Source organism: Limnoraphis robusta BA-68 BA1 (assembly GCF_034932365.1).
Lineage (GTDB): Bacteria > Cyanobacteriota > Cyanobacteriia > Cyanobacteriales > Microcoleaceae > Capilliphycus > Capilliphycus robustus.
The window spans coordinates 1-18098 of record NZ_JAYGHR010000091.1 but is presented as its reverse complement, the minus strand read 5'-3'; the positions used below and the strand labels follow the sequence as shown (position 1 = coordinate 18098).

At 40.2% G+C, this 18098-nt stretch carries 17 protein-coding genes and 3 pseudogenes; 15 read left to right on the top strand and 5 right to left on the bottom strand.

The genetic code is table 11. The features are described 5' to 3' along the window. Positions 1–36: 36 nt before the first annotated feature. Entirely contained in the window at positions 37–597 is a 561-nt protein-coding gene (locus VB836_RS26465; RefSeq protein WP_323224023.1) for a YdcF family protein, read from the bottom strand. A 138-nt stretch (positions 598–735) separates the two neighbouring features. Continuing rightward, entirely contained in the window at positions 736–1395 is a 660-nt protein-coding gene (locus tag VB836_RS26460; RefSeq protein WP_323224021.1) for a DUF2301 domain-containing membrane protein, read from the bottom strand. A gap of 81 nt (positions 1396–1476) precedes the next feature. Between VB836_RS26460 and VB836_RS26455 the strand changes: the two genes are divergently transcribed. After that, the gene (locus VB836_RS26455; RefSeq protein ID WP_046277570.1) at positions 1477–2112 is read left to right on the top strand and encodes a hypothetical protein; all 636 of its coding nucleotides are present in this window, start codon (positions 1477–1479) and stop codon (positions 2110–2112) included. A gap of 107 nt (positions 2113–2219) precedes the next feature. Here VB836_RS26455 and VB836_RS26450 read toward each other — a convergent pair whose 3' ends face one another. Together VB836_RS26450 and VB836_RS26445 are read right to left on the bottom strand one after the other, a co-directional pair. Beyond that, positions 2220–2969, bottom strand: coding sequence for a DUF561 domain-containing protein (locus VB836_RS26450; protein WP_046277571.1), 750 nt, complete (start codon positions 2967–2969; stop codon positions 2220–2222). Positions 2970–3084: 115 nt separating this feature from the next. Next, positions 3085–3900, bottom strand: coding sequence for a creatininase family protein (locus VB836_RS26445; RefSeq protein WP_323224019.1), 816 nt, complete (start codon positions 3898–3900; stop codon positions 3085–3087). Positions 3901–3940: 40 nt separating this feature from the next. Here VB836_RS26445 and VB836_RS26440 point away from each other — a divergent pair, with 40 nt between their 5' ends. The 8 genes and pseudogenes from VB836_RS26440 to VB836_RS26405 form a co-directional block, all read left to right on the top strand. Further along, positions 3941–4600 carry a hypothetical protein gene (locus VB836_RS26440; protein WP_323224016.1) on the top strand — a complete coding sequence of 220 codons (660 nt, stop codon included), beginning with the start codon at positions 3941–3943 and terminating at the stop codon, positions 4598–4600. A gap of 268 nt (positions 4601–4868) precedes the next feature. Beyond that, a complete protein-coding gene (locus tag VB836_RS26435; protein WP_323224013.1) occupies positions 4869–6221 on the top strand; it encodes a leucine-rich repeat domain-containing protein in 1353 nt (450 codons plus the stop codon). Positions 6222–6472: 251 nt separating this feature from the next. Next, positions 6473–7459, top strand: a complete 987-nt coding sequence (locus VB836_RS26430) for a ribonucleotide reductase N-terminal alpha domain-containing protein (RefSeq protein ID WP_323224011.1) — start codon at positions 6473–6475, stop codon at positions 7457–7459. A 298-nt stretch (positions 7460–7757) separates the two neighbouring features. Beyond that, on the top strand, positions 7758–8726 hold the full coding sequence (locus VB836_RS26425) for a GIY-YIG nuclease family protein (RefSeq protein ID WP_323224009.1): 969 nt from the start codon (positions 7758–7760) through the stop codon (positions 8724–8726). Between the two features lie 14 nt (positions 8727–8740). Continuing rightward, positions 8741–10003 (top strand): annotated as a pseudogene (locus tag VB836_RS26420) (ribonucleoside-diphosphate reductase subunit alpha); the annotation flags it as partial. 108 nt (positions 10004–10111) lie between these two features. Next, entirely contained in the window at positions 10112–10318 is a 207-nt protein-coding gene (locus tag VB836_RS26415) for a ribonucleoside-diphosphate reductase (RefSeq protein WP_235441047.1), read from the top strand. Positions 10319–10420: 102 nt separating this feature from the next. After that, on the top strand, positions 10421–10930 hold the full coding sequence (locus tag VB836_RS26410; protein ID WP_323224007.1) for a hypothetical protein: 510 nt from the start codon (positions 10421–10423) through the stop codon (positions 10928–10930). Positions 10931–11098: 168 nt separating this feature from the next. Continuing rightward, a pseudogene (locus tag VB836_RS26405) lies at positions 11099–11965 on the top strand (ribonucleotide-diphosphate reductase subunit beta); the annotation flags it as partial. Between the two features lie 121 nt (positions 11966–12086). Here VB836_RS26405 and VB836_RS26400 read toward each other — a convergent pair. Beyond that, positions 12087–14075 carry a S8 family serine peptidase gene (locus VB836_RS26400; protein ID WP_323224005.1) on the bottom strand — a complete coding sequence of 663 codons (1989 nt, stop codon included), beginning with the start codon at positions 14073–14075 and terminating at the stop codon, positions 12087–12089. Positions 14076–14374: 299 nt separating this feature from the next. Between VB836_RS26400 and tadA the strand changes: the two genes are divergently transcribed. From tadA to VB836_RS26375, 6 genes and pseudogenes are all read left to right on the top strand, one after another. Continuing rightward, complete coding sequence (gene tadA / locus VB836_RS26395) at positions 14375–14836, top strand: tRNA adenosine(34) deaminase TadA (protein ID WP_046277576.1); 462 nt, start codon at positions 14375–14377, stop codon at positions 14834–14836. A 183-nt stretch (positions 14837–15019) separates the two neighbouring features. Further along, a complete protein-coding gene (locus VB836_RS26390) occupies positions 15020–15733 on the top strand; it encodes a lysophospholipid acyltransferase family protein (RefSeq protein WP_046277577.1) in 714 nt (237 codons plus the stop codon). 48 nt (positions 15734–15781) lie between these two features. Beyond that, the gene (locus VB836_RS26385; RefSeq protein WP_323224002.1) at positions 15782–16156 is read left to right on the top strand and encodes a hypothetical protein; all 375 of its coding nucleotides are present in this window, start codon (positions 15782–15784) and stop codon (positions 16154–16156) included. A 282-nt stretch (positions 16157–16438) separates the two neighbouring features. Further along, the gene (locus tag VB836_RS26380) at positions 16439–17209 is read left to right on the top strand and encodes a Uma2 family endonuclease (RefSeq protein ID WP_323224000.1); all 771 of its coding nucleotides are present in this window, start codon (positions 16439–16441) and stop codon (positions 17207–17209) included. A gap of 154 nt (positions 17210–17363) precedes the next feature. Beyond that, positions 17364–17408, top strand: a pseudogene (locus tag VB836_RS30425) (hypothetical protein); the annotation flags it as partial. A gap of 16 nt (positions 17409–17424) precedes the next feature. After that, entirely contained in the window at positions 17425–17706 is a 282-nt protein-coding gene (locus VB836_RS26375; protein ID WP_323223998.1) for a hypothetical protein, read from the top strand. The last annotated feature ends 392 nt before the right edge of the window (positions 17707–18098 follow it).

Sequence of the window (18098 nt, the reverse complement as noted above, 5' to 3'; positions counted from 1 at the left end):
AACCCAATGAGATCATACATCTTAGTTATGTTATCATTATTGAACGAACAAGACATAAAAATAAGCAATAAATTCTGAAATTACAGTCCGAAATCCCTCACTAGAAAGCCACCATTTTTCAGCATTATAGTCTTCAGATTTAATAGAAACAATCCCAACTTCAATCTCAGGATAAAGAGATTTTTTAAAAATCATCCAACTGCGACGGGCATGAGGCCCTAATGAGAAAAGATTAATAGATTTAATGTTTAAATCCGAAGTTTGTAGCCAGTCTCGCAGCGCAATAGCGGTGGCATCTGTACGGTTGCGAAGGGTTTTAGAGGCGGGAACGGCAATCACTAGAGTTTCATCTAAACCCAGTTTAATAAAAGTGGCTGCGGTGAGGTTAGCAAAGTCTTTGTATTCGGCTAAATAGTATCCTTTTGACAGAGGAACTCCCGTCGTGATAATTTTTTGATAAGAGCCTTTTTCAAATTCGACTAAAGCCGCTTTTATGGCATAATCCGGCATCCATCCTTCAATCACTAAAGCATCAGCTTGGATGGCAGCGTTAACGGCGAGAAAAGGATAGAGATTGAAAAATGAAATCAGAGTCATTGTCATCAAAAACAACAAGGTAAGAACCCACCCTTTGAGGGTGAGTGTCCAAATTTCTTGACGCTGAACTAGGTGTAATTTCTGAAGTTTTTTGCAGTTAAACAGAGAGAACATTCTACTCAATTCAGCGAGAGGAGTTTAGGCTTTAGCACGTTGGGCGTGGAGATAGTCAAATACACTTTTATCTCCGATATCGTCGGGGATGGCTTGAAAAGCTTTACGCAGGGCAAAAATCATAAATTGAATGGCCCAGAAAAACAGTAAAAACTTTTGATTCATCACAGACCAAATTCCCGCAATAAATCCTAACAAAAGTAACGGCACTAAAGGGGTTAATAGTTTGGTTTCTAAACGGTTAAAACAAAATGCTTCTTTGAAGTAAATTCCGGTGACAGCCGCGAAGGTAAAGCCAATTCCCAGTAAACTTAAAGGTTGATGGTAAACGGTTAGGGCTAAGGGTTCAGGACTTTGGAAAGCTAAAACAGCAGCCGTTACCCCACCAATCAACCAAAAAAGTTGTAAAACTCGGTGTAAAATGGCGAGATAGATATGAATCGTGAATAAGCTGACACCCAGGCTTAACCAAAAACAAAAATAAAGCGGGGTTAAGGCTTGTAGGACAAGGGGGTTACTGGGTTGCCATAATATTAACCCTGTGCCTACAGCAAAGCATAGGGCTGCTATCATTAAGCCAGTACGGTAAATAATGACACCGATACGATCGCGATCGGTAATGGTAAATTCGCCGAACTGCCCTTGATAGACTTCTGGTTTTAATGAGTGCAGTTGTTGTGTCATCGTTGTCTCCTACTGGTTAATGGTTCCAGTCGTCATATCACAATATACTCAGTCACTCAATTTGTGTCAGGTGAGAATATAATGTCTAAATCTTATCAGAAAAATAGAAAACTTCAGCTACCGCTTGAACCCGAAGAAATGCAACCGATTCAAATAGATGAGACCATTTTAACAGGATCGAACAATAGAAGTAAAGGAAACTCGCAACAACATTTAATGTTGTCAATGGAAAACGTTCTCGAACAAATGGAGACGTTAGGATTACTCGATCCTGACAAATTGATGCAAGAATTCGGAGAGGTTGATCGAGAAGAATTTGAAGCGAGAGTCGAAAAGATTCTAGGAACTAAAGAACTTGATGTAGATGAAGCCAACTTGAGTCGATATCTAAAATATCTCAAAAAACATCTTCAAAAGCCTTGTTATTTGACGGGAACTGAAGAATTTTTGTGGGAAGAAGATTATCTATTTGGAGAAGGTTCTCAAACGAAGTATGAAAAACTCAAAAAAACTCAACCGTCTTACACCGATGTTTTTATGTTGGGGAAATTTGGAGAGAAGTTTTCAGAAGTCGATGGTTTGTTAGTGGAAGTTCAACGGGTTAGTGATCAAAAAACATTTATTCTGCCGTTGGCTGATTTAGAAGTCACGGATGAAAATTCTCCCAACTATGAACTGGTGGAAGATTATTTGATGTGGTTCTTGAACTATATGTAAATAGGTAGAGATGCAGGACTTTTTGATGGGGTAAACTAACCACGATCGACACAAAGACACGAAGATTAATTCTTGCGTTTTCTTTGTGTCTCGATGGTTTTTCTTCTCTAAGCTGGAACACCCGCAGGGTTAACGGTTGCTAAGGCTTCGACTAAACTCCGAACCGCCGCAACCATTGCAACTTCATCATTCAGGCGGTTGATAGCCGAACCGACACCAATACCGGAAGCCCCGGCTGCAATAGCTAGGGGTGCGGTGACGTTAGAAAGTCCAGACGCACACAACAGGGGGACGGATACCACCCGAGAAATTTCATAGGCTGCGGCTAAGGTGGGAGACGCTTTTTCAATTAAACCCAAGGTGCCAGGATGAACGGGTTGGGAACTGGTACCGCCTTCGGTTTGGATGATGTCAGCGCCCGCTTCCACTAAGTCTAGGGCGAGTTGAACTTGTTGATCGAGTGAGAGAATGTGGGGAACGGTTACAGACAGGGTAATATGGGGGAGAAGCTGTCTGGTTTGTTCGGTGAGTCTTAACACGTCTTCAGCCTCAAACCGCAGTCCTTGGGCGTAAAACGCATCAAAGTTCCCAATTTCAATTAAGTCGGCGCCCGCCTCCACGCAGGGAACAAATTTAGCGGCTTCAACGGCTGAAACGCAGATGGGGAGATGAGTTAAATTCCGCACCATCCGTACCAAATTGACATCCGCCGCGATATCAACAAAGGTTGCACCCCCTTGAGTCGCTGCTTTCACTGTAGCTGCAACCCGTTGGATATCAAAGTTCATCAAGCCGCTAATCACCTTCAGGGCTTTACCTTGGTTGAGAGCTTGTTTCACTGTAGAATTGTTGAGCATATTGATACCTCAGCCTAAACTTTCGTAGAATTCATTGTTACATAGTTTCGGCTCACAACAGACATCTGTGATACAGAGAAATTTTTGATGGAGTTAACGGGGTTAGCTTCTCGATTTATTCTTTGAAATGATAACGCCTCGGTTGACGAAAGTTGTAAATATCTGCAATGACTTGTACCCAACTCTCGCTCAAAGAGTCTAAAATCTGTTCACCTTTTTCTGGTGTTGCAACGGTTGCATCTCCTAAAACCCCGCTTTTGCTTAAATCTCGTGTTACCCAAGCAAACGGCAATTTTCCCTCCATACTCAGCATACTATTTTCAGGTAAATCATGAGGATATTCACAAACGACTTTATTTGTTCTGACTTGTTCGGGAAAAATTGACAGCATGACACTGGTTTCTGCATCTCCGGCGTGTATTCCATATTCTAACTCTTTTGGGGTTAATAATTCGGTTGCTGCATTCGGAACTCGCCAGACAAATAAGGGAAAAATCAGAAAATCTTCATACTTTTGATGCAAATCTCGCGCCACTATCTCTAAAATTTGCGGTTGTCCTCCGTGAGCATTAATAAACACTAATTTCCTAAATCCGGCTCGATAAATACTTTCTGCCATTTCGATTAATACCAGAGAAAGGGTGTTACTGCTCAGGGTGATTGTACCGGGAAAATGCCAATGTTCGTTCGATTTGCCATAATATAATGTGGGCAGGGCATAGGCGGGAATATTAGGATTAAGTTTGGCTAAAGCTTGACCTGTTACCGCCGTTGCAATGGCAGAATCAACGATTAAAGGTAAATGGGGGCCATGTTGTTCGATTGAACCAATCGGTTGAATAATCACCACATTTTCTTGATCGGACATTTCGTTTATTTCCGTCCAGGTTAAGTAGGGAAAAAAACGTTCAGGCGGAATAAAGTTGTGCATTTATTGATGATTTTGTCTGTTATTAGGATTTTATTATAAAATGACAGTATTCTCAAATAAAAAGTATAAAATTATGGCTTACAGCGATTTTACACTCAACACAGTGATTAAACAGTTTAACTTGCAACTCTCCGAACAGTTACATTTATTCAGCAATACTCCTGAGTTAGAATCTAGTCAATACTTGAGAGACACTTTAGAATATAATATTCCGTTAGCCCTAGCGAGTAACAGCGAAAAAGCCCGTTCAGAGATGATTATTGCTCCAGTTCTCATTGAACTGAGAAAACAGTTAAATTCTCAAATTAGCTTATTTTCAGGAATAGAATTTAACGTTGATGAAGAACAAGGTTTAAAAGGAATCTGTGCTTTTTTAATGAGTCGTTCTCCTGAACTTTTGATGATTAAGGCTCCGGTTATTCTGATCGTGGAAGCTAAAAAAGAAAATTTGAATGCAGGTTTAGGTCAATGTATTGCTGAAATGGTTGCAGCTCAATTTTTTAATGAAAAAGAAGAAAATCAGATTAAAACGATTTTTGGAGCCGTCACAACCGGAAGTGCTTGGAAGTTTATTCGACTCCAAAATCATACAGTAGAAATTGATTTAGTAGAATATTTCGTCAGTAATGTTAACAAAATATTAGGAATCTTATCTGATGGTATTTTTGAGAAAATATCTGATAAGCTAGAATCAACCTGATCAAGTATAATCTGAGTTATGGAAGAAATTCTCACACTGAAGGAACTCCTCCTCAAAAGTGACATAGGTTCACTGGCTATTGTTAATGAACGAGAAGAAATGAGTAGAGATGACATCATCAAGCTCTACAGTTGATCTTAACCAAGAACTGATGGAAAGAATACACTATATGTCAAAAATATGGAATAATGATCAAAACAGCAATCTGTTCAGTCAGGATATTTGATAAAATGATGAATCAGAATCAGTTAATGTGGAGGTAAATGTGTTGAAATTTAAACCTCTTGAAGTTGGAACTCGATTGTCTGTGCTGTTTGCTTTGGGTTTAGGAGTCTCTAATTGTTCGGTACTTGAAACGATGCTACCTCCGGTTTCTGAGTCCCTCCCCCAACCGACTTCCTCACCGCAAATTAAAGATTATCGTACCTTTGCGGATTGGTGTTCGAGTCGTGAAAGTTTGGCTTTAGAGGCTCAACAAACGGTTAATATTTTGTTACAAGTTGCTGGGGTAACGGATTGTAAATTAGCTCAAAAAAGTCTCTTGGAAGTCACAGAACTTGATCTCAGTCGGAGCAAAATTAGCGATCTTTCTCCGTTAATCACATTATCTCATATTACCCGTCTTAACCTCAGTGAAAATCAAATCACAGACTTAACTCCTGTATCGACTTTAACCAATTTAACACGACTTAATCTCAGTAGTAATCTCATTCAAGATTTAAGTCCTCTAACTGACTTACCGAATCTTCAAATTTTACTTCTTTACAAAAATCAGATTGAAGATATCAGTCCTCTTTCTAACCTATCAGAATTAACTGAACTCAGTTTAGATAGTAATCAAATTAGCGATATTAGCCCTCTTTCTGAACTCAATAATTTAACGATTTTGAGTCTCAGTGAGAATCAAATTAAAGATTTAAGTGTGATTGCTAATCTCGAAAATTTAACTCAACTCAGTTTAAATGGAAATAAAATTAGTAATCTAACTGATTTATCCGAACTTCAGAATTTAACGCAATTAAATTTAAAAGCTAACCAAATTGAAGATCTGAGTTATTTGTCTAATCTCAGCAATTTAAAAGAACTCAACCTCGATAGCAATAAACTGATTGATTTAACGGATTTATCCTCACTCACCCAACTCGAAATCTTAAGTGTGAGTGAAAACCAAATCACTAATATTCAACCCATTTCTAGTTTAAAAAACTTGCAAACCTTACAACTGAGAAGTAATCAACTCTCCGATATAAAACCGTTAAGTTCACTCACAAACTTAACAGAAGATTTGAACTTAATTGATAATCAAATTAGTGATATAAAACCTCTATCTAATATCAAAAATATCACTCGAATCGGCTTAAGTAAAAACGAAATTAGCGATCTCAAACCCCTTTCTGATTTAACAAAACTGGTGATCTTGTATTTAGATGAAAATAAAATTACCGATGTCAAACCCTTAGCTAATTTAACCAGTTTAACTGAACTCAACCTCTGGAACAATCAAATTAAAAATATAGAATCACTTTCTCCCTTAAAAAATCTCACTTATTTGGGTTTACAAGAAAATCCCATCGAAAAGAAAGAATGTCCAGTTACACCCAAATCAGTCTGTCAATTCTAATCATTTTCATCTCGATTTAGCGTTAATCTAAGAAATCTTGCGATCGCTAGAATACACGAATCACGTACCTTGACTCATCAGTCAAGGTTTTTAGCGTATACAGGTATACAGAATTTTAAAAAAATCTACCTTTAGTTATACTTTTAGTTACACCAAATATAGCGCAAAAATTTTAGTTTGTCAACGACTATCACTAAATATGGATTATGCAGTACATTGGAAAAATGTCATTAAATTGAAGAAGTTTGAGTATGCAGACCCTATACCCAACGGCCATTCCCTCAACAAAGAGCGAAATTCAAGTGATCCGGCGAGATGGATCGCGAGCCGACTTGGACATCTCAAAAATCCGTAAAGTCGTGAATTGGGCTTGTGTGGATTTGGACGCCAACCCCATCACCCTGGAAGCCGGGTTAACCACTCGTCTGCGAGATGGCGTGACAACCCGAGAAATTCAAGACAACCTGATCAACTGTGCGTTAGAGTTGTGTAGCCCCTCAGAACCCGACTGGCGTTATGTGGCGGGGAGACTGCACATCTGGAGTTTGTGGAAAGATACACTCGCCAACCGAGGCTATCGCTACGAAGACTATGCCCGCACGGTAGAATCTAAAGTCAAAACTCACGAATATGATTCAAGAATATTAACTTACACCAAAGAAGAACTGCAAGAAGCCGGAACTTGGATCGATCCACAATGGGATAAAGATTATGATTATGCCGGGGCGGTGTTGTTGACAAAGCGCTATTTGTTGACCAATGAATTGCCGCAAGAAGCCTTATTAACCTGTGCGTTGCTGTTAGCTGTCGTAGAAAAACCAGAAAAGCGATTATTTTGGGCGAGACAATTTTATGAAGCGATCGCCAAGCGGAAAATTTCCTTAGCTACGCCCATTTTAGGCAATCTCAGAATTCCTAAAGGTTCTCTCAGTAGCTGTTTTATTACCAGCATGGATGATAACTTAGAGAGTATTTTTGACACCATCAAAGATGCGGCTAGAATCTCTAAAAATGGCGGTGGTGTTGGTACAAATGTCAGCCGAGTTCGTGCGACTGGAAGTTGGGTAATGGGTAAAGCAAATACTTCGGGAGGGGTGATTCCTTGGATTAAATTATTAAATGATACGGCGATCGCAGTGAATCAGGGCGGCCGTCGAGCCGGGGCTATTACAATTAGCTTAGATGTTTGGCATTTGGATGTGCCAGAATTTCTAGAAATGCAGACGGAAAATGGTTAATTTTAGCCCTTTATATCAGTAATGATATAAATGCACCTCCTGAATTGCTGGGAAACCCTAAAGCTGTTTTAACGACAACATAACTAGAAATAGTCAGTGTGAACGTTTAAAAATAAAACAGATGAAACAATGGGCAATCAGCAGCCGAGATTCTGTTAAATGGATCGGGTTCAACGACTATTCCAAACGGAAGTACACTCAAGCGAGTGGAAGTAGGAGGTATCCTGTAGTAAAATCTCAAAATTCTTACAGGATAAAGATATAGTCTGGTCTTACATGAAAGTGTAAGTTGTCTTCAATGTCTCAGTTCTACCTTTACAAAATTACGACTCCTAACCAAAAAATTTACATTGGAGTTACCGATAACCCTCAAGAAAGATGGAGTCATCATTGTAATCCATCTTCAAAATATAGAAGTGCTATCGGTGCTGCAATTCAAAAATATGGCAAGGAAAATGTACAATTTGAAATTCTCCAAGCCTTTGACTCCGAGGAAGATGCTTTAAAAGCTGAAGCCAAAATAGTTGACAAAGAGTTTGTAAAAAGTAAAAACACTTACAATCTTTGTCTGGGCGGTGGTAAACCTCCTAAAATAAAACCTCGTGCTAAAGCTATAGAGATTAACGGAATCATTTATTCCTCAATTTCTGAAGCAGCTATCTGTTTAGGGTACACGAGAAATAAACTTGATCGAAGAGTTAAATTAAATCTTATTGATTATCAATGGGTTGAACAACCTTCAAACAAAGGTCAAGGTGAAACAGAAAGAAAAAATTTGGTTAGGAATCCCAAGGTAGTTCACTTTAATAATGAGACATTTTCTTCCTATAAACAAGCCTGCAAAAAGTATAATCTTACCAGAGATGAACTTTTAAATACCAGGAATAAGTTAGGAAGAGATCATGTAACTCTAGAAGAAGTTTTGCGTTTTAGAATTGGTAGAAAACCCATAGAAATTGACGGAGTTTTATACAGTTATCGGACAGAAGCCCAAGAAAAAACGGGTCTATCAATGTATAAAATTTTGGAAATTGCTAAAGGTGCTTCTAGCCAAAATCTAAACAAGAAACAAGTCGCAATGATTTGTCTGGAAACCCATAAAGTGCTAGATATTTTTGAAAGCATGACTCAAGCCGCAAAATTTGTTAAAGCTGCTTCAGCTTCAAAAATTTGTATGTGTTGTAAAGGTCAAAGACAAAAAGCATACGGCTACATTTGGAGTTACTGGGAAGACAGTCTTGATGTCGCGAATCAAGATGAACATTAACGGATCAACGTCGTAAAGCTTATGATATTTTTCCCCAATTAGTGATACCTGATGAGTTTATGCGTCGGGTGATTGCTAAACAAGAATGGACGCTGGTTGACCCTTACGAAGTGCGAACAAAATTAGGAATTGAACTGGCAGAATTGTGGGGTGAAAAGTTTGAGTTTGCTTATCAAGAAATTGAAGAAAACTTAGACACAACATTAACACTCTACAAGAAAATAAATGCTAGAGAACTGTTTAAAACCATGATGCGATCGCAAGTCGAAACCGGGATGCCCTATCTCTGGTTTAAAGATACTTCAAATCGCGCTAATCCTAATTCCCATGAAGGGTATATTCCAGGGGGTAATTTATGTCAGGAAAGTTGGTCAAATGTTTCTCCAGGAAAAGAAGCCCATACTTGCAACTTAAATAGTTTAAACTTAGCCTATCTGGAGGAGGAAGAATTAGCCGAAATTTGTGAAATTGCGGTGCGTTTACTAGATAACACCATTGAGTTAACTTGTCCTCCCTTTGAAGACAGCAAAATTCACAATATCAAATACCGAACCATCGGTGTAGGGGCGATGGGATTAGCAGATTGGTTAGCCAAAAACAAACGTTCTTATCAAGATTTAGACACCATTAGTCATCTGTTTGAAGATATTGGCTATTACTGCACAAAAACCTCAATGGAATTAGCAAAAGAAAGGGGTGCTTATCCTGCTTTTGCAGGCAGTTCTTGGAGTGAAGGAAAGTTAATCGGGGCGAAACCTGTAGAATGGTTTTTGGAGAATGCCCACAGAAAAGAACGTTGGCAACAATTGAGTTTAGATATCCAAAAATACGGCATTAGAAACTCTCATATTACCGCCATTGCCCCCAATACTTCCTCATCCTTAGTTCAAGGCTGTACCGCCAGTATTTTACCCTGTTATAGTCGCTTTTTCTATGACAAATGGGCAAAAGGAACTGTCCCAATCGCACCGCCCTTTATCCGAGATTATTTCTGGTTTTACCACGAAAATAAAACCCTTAACCAACAAACTGTTGTGAAAGCCGTCGCCACCATTCAAAAATGGATTGATACGGGAATTTCAATGGAGTTGATTTTTAACTTAAATCAAGGGGTTTATTTTCCTGATGAACCCGAACGTTGCATCAAAGCTAAAGATATTTTTGAAACTTTAGTTCTGGCGTGGCAAGAAGGCTGTAAAGCGATCTATTATATTAGAACGGTACAGCGTGACAGCTTCAAAGAAGCCGATGAAACCTGCGCCGCTTGTGCAAATTAGTCACAAGATTAGTCGTTAGTTGTAAAACAGGTTATTTCAACTCAAACAGCTAACGGCGATTCACTCAAACCTATCAACTCGAACATCACTCAAATTTACTCACAAACCATGACAACAACCCTAGACGCTTTCAACAGCAAATCCACCTCAAAAATGCCCATTAATCCGATCTTTAACCCGGATGGGAATGATCATGTCGAAAACCGTTCGATTTGGTTTGGAGACACAACCAACCTCATGCAATTAAATGATGTCCGATACCCTTGGGCAGTTGGTTTGTACAAACAAATGCGCGAAAACTTCTGGGTTAATTAAAGGGCAGCCCAGACTAAATCCCTTGAAAACGGTGGAACTCTGTAGGTCTATTCCGAAATAAAACTTGTTAGAATTGGGAAAAGCTATTGCAATATGTAGCAAATGGAAGTCAAGACTTGCACAAAATGTAGTGTTACTAAACCGATTTCTGAGTTTCATAAAGATGGCAGACTGAAAAGTGGAAGAGCGGCAAGATGCAAAACCTGTACTTGTAAGTACAAAAAAGAATACTACGCATCAAGTCGAGGTAAAGCAACAGTCAAAGCTTATGTTGAAAGAAACCAAGAAAAAATATCCGCTTATAATAGGCAATACCTTCAACAATATAGGGATGCTCAGTTTAAAAATAAAAGAAAACTTGAGTTTTGTCTTTATAAAGGAGGGCGCTGTGTGGAATGCGGATTTGTAGCATCAGAAGAAACCATAGCAGCTTTTGACTTCCATCACATCAATCCAGAGGAAAAGGAGTACACTCCATCTGATATGTTGATGTTAAAAAAAAAGAAAGTTTTTGAGGAATTAGACAAGTGCATTCTTTTGTGTTCTAACTGCCATAGAATTCTGCACCACAGACAATACCGTGCCAAGCTCGCAAAAAACGAGAAGGTGTAGAGACTAACCCGAATTGGGTGTAGGCTGTAAGCGATTGACAGTCGAAGCGGGGGACATCTAAATATTTAGATGATGATATAGTCCGATCTGTATGGTGACATACAGCAGCTTGAATAAAGCGGGTAAAGCAAAAGCGAACTTTACCGAACACAATGACCCGAAAAATTAGACATTACTCAAGATGTGGTTGATTATGGGAATTTAACCACAGATGAACGTCGGGCATTTGATGGAATTTTATCTTACTTGACGTTTTTAGATTCCATTCAAACCTGCAATATTCCACACCTCAAAAGTAGTGTAACTGCACCCGAAATTAGTTTGTGTATGGCTGAACAAGTGTCTCAAGAAGCCATGCACAACCAAAGCTATCAATACATGATCGAAACGATTATTCCCCCTGATCGCCGAACTTTTGTTTATGAATTTTGGCGCACAGATGCCGTCTTACGCGATCGCTGTGAATTCATTGCCCGATTCTATCAAAACTACATCGATAATCCCACCTCTGAGAACTATTTTGTCGCTTTACTCGCCGACTTTTTACTCGAAGGACTCTACTTTTATAATGGGTTTATCTATTTCTATAACTTAGCTTCACGAATGTTAATGCCAGGATCAGCAGATATTTTTAAAATGATCAACCGGGATGAACTTTCTCATGTGCGTTTGTTCCAAAAATTAATTCCCGAAGCCCGACAAATCTTTTCCCATTCCGTCGAACAAATTTATGAAATGTTTGACACCGCAGTACAACATGAATGTCGCTGGACAAATCACATTGTCGGTAATAATATATTAGGAATTACCGATACCAGCACCGAACAATACACCAAATATCTCGCCAATGCTCGATTACGTTCAATTGGTTTAAAACCCCTCTATACTGAACCTCGATACAACAAAAGTCCCTACAGTCATCTCGAACGATTTTCAGATACCAAAAAAGAAGCCCATACCAAAGCAAACTTCTTTGAAGCCAGTGTCACCAGTTATGTCATGTCTTCCGGAGTAGGCGGTTGGGATGAAATTTAACTGAAATCTAATCCTTTTGGATGAAGACATAAAGGGCTTCTTTAGTTCAAAATACGATCAAAGGTTGATTGAGTTCCCCCTATGATCCCCTGGTATTCGTACTGGGGGAGTTTTATTTAGATTAAGCCACCGTTGTCGAATGATCCGCAGTTTGAATGAGAATCTCTTCCACTTGAGTCGGTGTCAAATTTGGGTTCCCTTGCAACATCAACGCCACCACTCCCGAAACGTGTGGCGCCGCCATAGAGGTTCCTGAAAAGAATCGATAGGGAATCGTAGAGGATGCTAGCGGTACCGTTGAATAAATATCCCCAACATCTGAAAAACCGCCATCTCCTCCCGGTGCAACCACATAATCAAGCGGTAAAATTCCAGCCCGATTTGAGAAATTTGAAAGTCGATTATTGTCATCAACAGATCCGACTGCAATGCCAAATTGATTCGCAAAACGTGCGGGATAGGAAGGAAAAGTTTGACTTTCATTTCCCGCCGCAACCACCACCACAACCCCCTGTTGAACCGCCCAACTAATCGTATCTAAAACCTCACTGACATAATCATTTCCGCCTAAACTAAGATTAATCACATCTGCCCCATTTTCAACCGCATAACGAATCCCTGCTAAAGCCTCACTAATCTTACCAAACCCATTTTCATCTAACACCCGTACAGGCATAATTTCAGCGTTCGGAGCAACCCCTGTAATTCCCACTCCATCAATCGTTGCGGCGATAATTCCAGCCACATGAGTCCCATGATTATTAAAATCCATCGGCTGATTATCTTGATTGACAAAATCCCAACCTCGACTATCATCTACATAGCCATTATTATCATCATCAATGCCATTATTCGCAATTTCATCCTGATTACTCCAAATATTAGCAAACAGATCAGGATGATTGTAATCAACCCCACTATCAATCACCGCAACAACCACATTTTCTCCCGTTATTCCCTGCGTCCAAACTTCCGGCGCATCAATTAAATCACGTCCCCAGTCATTTCCGCCTAAGTCTGCAATCTCTGGAAATTCAGGCACTCCAATACTCTGAGAAACCGCCGCCGAAGCATCCACTAAACCATAGCCAAAACGGCTATCATAGCTTTCAAGGATCACCGGATTTTTTAATTGTTGATTGGCGGTTGCTGAGATGTTTAGATTATAACCCGTCTCGCCCTCATATTGATAAACAACAACGTAATAAGTTCCCGCAGGTAAAGCATTAGTCGAGACAGATTCAGGAAAATTTGAAGGCTGTTGAGAGCTATTAATAATATCCGTAATATCAACCTGTTGATTGTTATTAATATCTTGCAAAAGTGCCACATCTGCATCGGCACTCAAACCCTCAAGAACAATATTAATATCGCTATCAACATCAAGATGAAAACGATAAATATCCTGCGGTGCTAAATCTCCCACAAATTCACTGACGGTAACGCTTCCTAATGTTCCTAAGTCAGTGGCTAAACTTAAAGGAGAATCTGAGGCGGTAGCAGTGGCAATAAAACGAGCATTTAATTGTGTCGGTATAACGCCCAAAACAGAAGCCAATGTGATATTAGATTGGCGATTGATAATCAAAGTATTAATTTCCCCGGTTTCCGTAAAAACAGGTTCAAGAAGAAGATTAGATTCGGGTAAATCATCCGGTAATTTAATCCAATCGGATACCGGATCAAAATCGACAATCAAATCCGCAAAAACCCTTAAATTAGCAGCAGTTTCATCCATTAAAACCAGAGAATCTTCTCCTAGACCCCCCAGCAGAAAATCTATCCCCACACCCCCCTCTAATGAATCATTTCCTTCTTGCCCAACGATAAAATCATCCCCTAAACCCCCGATTAACGTATCATTACCAGGATCACCCGAAAGTTGATCATTTCCCCCATTCCCACTGAGAATATCCTCTCCTTCTCCACCCAGCAACGTCTCATTAAAATCACTCCCAAACAGGTTATCATTTCCCGTATTACTCTGTTGAAACTCTAGAACCGTTGAACTCGCGAACCGATGAGAATCATCAGAATATAAATCAGAAGAAACCATCAATGAATTGGCTCTGTCTTCTAAAACAAAGCCATCTTCGAGGAAATTAAACATGAGATTATCCTAACTCGTTAATGGGGAAGTTCTATGGATTTTCTGGAATATAGCGAATGCTTCCGAATAAATACAGGAAAGTCATGCCTCAAACACCCAGAAGTGAAGATTTATACTCACTTCCTCACCCAATCATCCGCTCAGATTTGATAGAGATAAACACTTAGGCTGTTTTTAAATCTAAGTTCTCACTCACAACTCGATCAACAACAGCCTATCTATTTCTATTTTAAAAACGAGGTGAACAGTTAGATCAATAATTCTAAAAACCGTCCTTTTCATTCCACTGTAGAATTTCTATGGATTGCTATAAAACTCATTGCCACTGGATGAGACGAGCCTTAGAACTCGCTGAAGCCGCAGGAGTTGCAGGGGAAGTCCCCGTCGGTGCCGTGATCATTGATCCTCAAGGTCAGTTCCTCGCAGAAGCAGAAAATCGACGAGAACGCGACTGTGATCCGACCGCTCATGCAGAGATTTTAGCATTGCGAAGGGCAGGCCAAACGTTAAAAAATTGGCATCTCAACCAATGTACTCTCTATGTTACCCTGGAGCCTTGCCCAATGTGTGCCGGAGCCATTGTGCAAGCCCGAATTCACCTACTCGTCTATGGAGTAGACGATCCAAAGACTGGTACAATTCGCACAGTTGCCAATATTCCTGACAGTGCCTATTCCTTCCACCGTCTGCTGGTGTTAGGGGGCATTTTGGAGTCTGCTTGTCGGCAACAATTACAATCGTGGTTCGCCCAACGCCGTTAGTATAATTTCACGGTAAAAGGTTAAAAAAAGATTAATCAAAGGCTCAACTCTCAAAGCTGTACTTGTAGCTGCCACCCCATCTTCTAACAAAAGACAGTGTGAGAAGTGTCATTCAGATGAACGACAGCAAGGGGTAAAAATTATACCTTAGAGTCTAGAAGTCGATCCAATACTGAAGCACTTATGATGACACTTGACTTAAAAGAATCACGCCTCGAAATGCCAATCTCTCCAAAGGGAAAATTCACAATCTCTCGCGTCTCCCCCTGGTTAGCGAGTCTGGCTTATCCCCTTGGTCGTGCCTTGATTCTGCCCTCTTACTTCCGAAAAATAGAAGTCATCGGCCAAGAAAATCTTCCCAGAACCGGGCCAGTAATTCTCGCACCCACCCATCGTTCCCGTTGGGATGCTTTAATTATGCCTTACGCAACGGGCCGTTGTGTTTCAGGACGGGATTTACGATTTATGGTAACAGAAGACGAAATAAAAGGCCTACAGGGGTGGTTTATCCGTCGCTTAGGAGGATTTGCTGTTAACCCTCGACAACCCGGTTTAGCAACATTTCGGCACGGGGTAGAATTGCTGCGTCACGGCGAAATGATGGTGATTTTCCCAGAAGGCAATATTTTCCAAGATGATCAAGTTCATTGTCTCAAGCCCGGATTAGCCCGTTTAGCCCTACAAGCCGAAGCCAGTCAACCGAACCTCAACGTTCAAATTGTACCGATTTCCATTCATTACACCCCTCTGGTTCCTCGCTGGCGGTGTCGGGCGAGGGTTAATATCGGTTCTCCTTTAGCGGTGGCAAACTATTGTCAGGGTTCGTCGGCTAAACAAAATGCAAAACATCTAATTACCGACTTAACAACTGCTTTAACCGATCTTGATCAACGGTAAGATTATTATTCAAAATTGATCCTGTAGATCTTGTTTCCCTGAGTAACAATGGACTCTAGTTCTCCCTTTCAATCGGGTCAAATTGTCAGACTCGATCATCACCCTCATCATCTCTATGCAGAAGTCATTCAAGTCGTCAAAATCCGTGACGTTTGTTGGGTACGTCCATTAATGTTAGCCGAATTTTCACCGGAACACCATTCTAATGACCTGCCTCAAACGTTATACGATTTACGAGACAGTTCAGACCTGATTTGGCCGCAAAAATTATTTCAACCTGCTTTAGATACCGAAGTGATTCCTTTGTTAGTTCAGTTAGACTCCACCGATGGAAAAAATACAATAACTTCTACAGGACATCAAAAACTCCAAGTCTTTATTCGTCAAGTTTGGCAAGCTTATCCTGATGTTTTCACCGGATAAAATCAATTCCGGTTCAATACAATTGCGATCGCTATTGTTGGGCTAATTGTTCGGCTTCCGGTTCATCGATCTCAAGTTGAGACGCATCTGGCATTCAAGCGTCTAATTGTTGGGCTGTTAAGACCATTTCTTTGACCTCCACAATCCTGCTCAACTCTTTCTAACTCTCTATTATGTGCTAAGATGAGACTTTATAACCAATTTGTATTAACTCCAAGTCCGAATAAAAATTAGACTTTAAGGTTGATGAATTATACGATTAGCAATATTCTGGAGGATACAATGACAATTGCTCAAGATCTAGAAACACTCCAACATGAACCTGAATTTGAAGATATTGAATACCCCTCTGGTGATTTAGAAAGTCAGGAGCCACCCTTGGAAAGTTATTTACATCTACAACAACTCTTGCTGTTAATGACCTGTTTGGATTGGCTGTGGAAAGACAGAAATGATTATTTTGCTGCCGGAAATTTAACCATTTATTATAGCCCAGAACAACAGAAAACTCAAAACTTTCGAGGGCCGGATTTCTTCGTAGTATTAGACACAGAACGCAAACCCCGTCAAAGTTGGGTCGTTTGGGAAGAAGGCGGAAAATACCCCAATTTTATTATCGAACTGTTATCAAAATCAACAGCCAACGTAGATCGAACAACGAAAAAAAAGATTTATCAAGATATCTTCCGAACCCCTGAATACTTTTGGTTTTCTCCCCATACATTAGAATTTCAAGGCTTTGAGTTACTGCGAGGAGAATATGAGCCAATTCTACCCAATGAACAGGGTAGACTTTGGAGTAAACAGTTACAACTCTTTCTAGGAGTTTATGAACAGAAATTGAGATTTTTTACAGCCGAGGGGATGTTAGTTCCAACTCCAGAAGAATCAGCCCAAACTGCTGAAGAATTAGCCCAAACCGAAAAAAAACAACGAGAGGCTACACAACAGCAATTAGAAACTGCACAACAGCAACTAGAATTTGAACGCCAACAAAGGGAAAAGTTAGCCGCAAAACTGCGGGAATTAAATATTGATCCGGATACACTCTGAGTTGCATAAGTCACTCAACCCAAGACATCTATTAAATAGAAAAAAGATCTACCCCTAAAAATACTCCTATTTGGATCGGTTTTTGACAGAAGTTAAAGCCGATTTTAATAACTTTTCCCCAAGTCCTAAAGTTCTATCCTTGGCGAGGGCTGTGATGGTATCGTTGTGGAAAGTTTCTGATGGGGGGACTCAAGTATTGATGAATGTCTTTTATAATGCCCTACAACAAGGATACAGCGCTCACCGCAGCATTACAAATCGCTCAACAGGCTTTAATTACTAAAAATACCTCAATCGTTGAAAGTCAGCGATCGCCTGATGGTACAATTATTTTTGTTAGTTCTGAAATTGAACTCCCTGCTCATATTAGTAATAATCTTGATCATCCTTTTCCCTCGCCTTGTAAGAGAGGGTTAGGGAGAGGTTATTCTGTTCCCTCGCCTTGTAGGAGAGGGTTAGGGAGAGGTTATTCTGTTCCCCCTGTAAGAGAAGGTTAGGGAGAGGTTATTCTGTTCCCTCTGTAGGAGAGGGTTAGGGAGAGGTTATTCTGTTCCCTCGCCTTGTAGGAGAGGGCTAGGGAGAGGTTATTCTGTTCCCTCGCCTTGTAGGAGAGGGCTAGGGAGAGGTTATCCTGTTCCCCCTGTAGGAGAGGGTTAGGGAGAGGTTATTCTGTTCCCCCTGTAAGAAAAGGTTAGGGAGAGGTTATTCTGTTCCCCCTGTAACAGAGGGTTAGGGAGAGGTTATTCTGTTCCCTCTCCTAACCCCCCCTTTCAAAGGCAGGGCTGTTTCATTCTCAGTTAAAAATTGCCGGGGTTGATGGGGTGATGGGGTGATGGGGTGGTGGGGAGAGGATTTTTTTCCGATGAAAAATAGCTTTTTGTTAATAAAA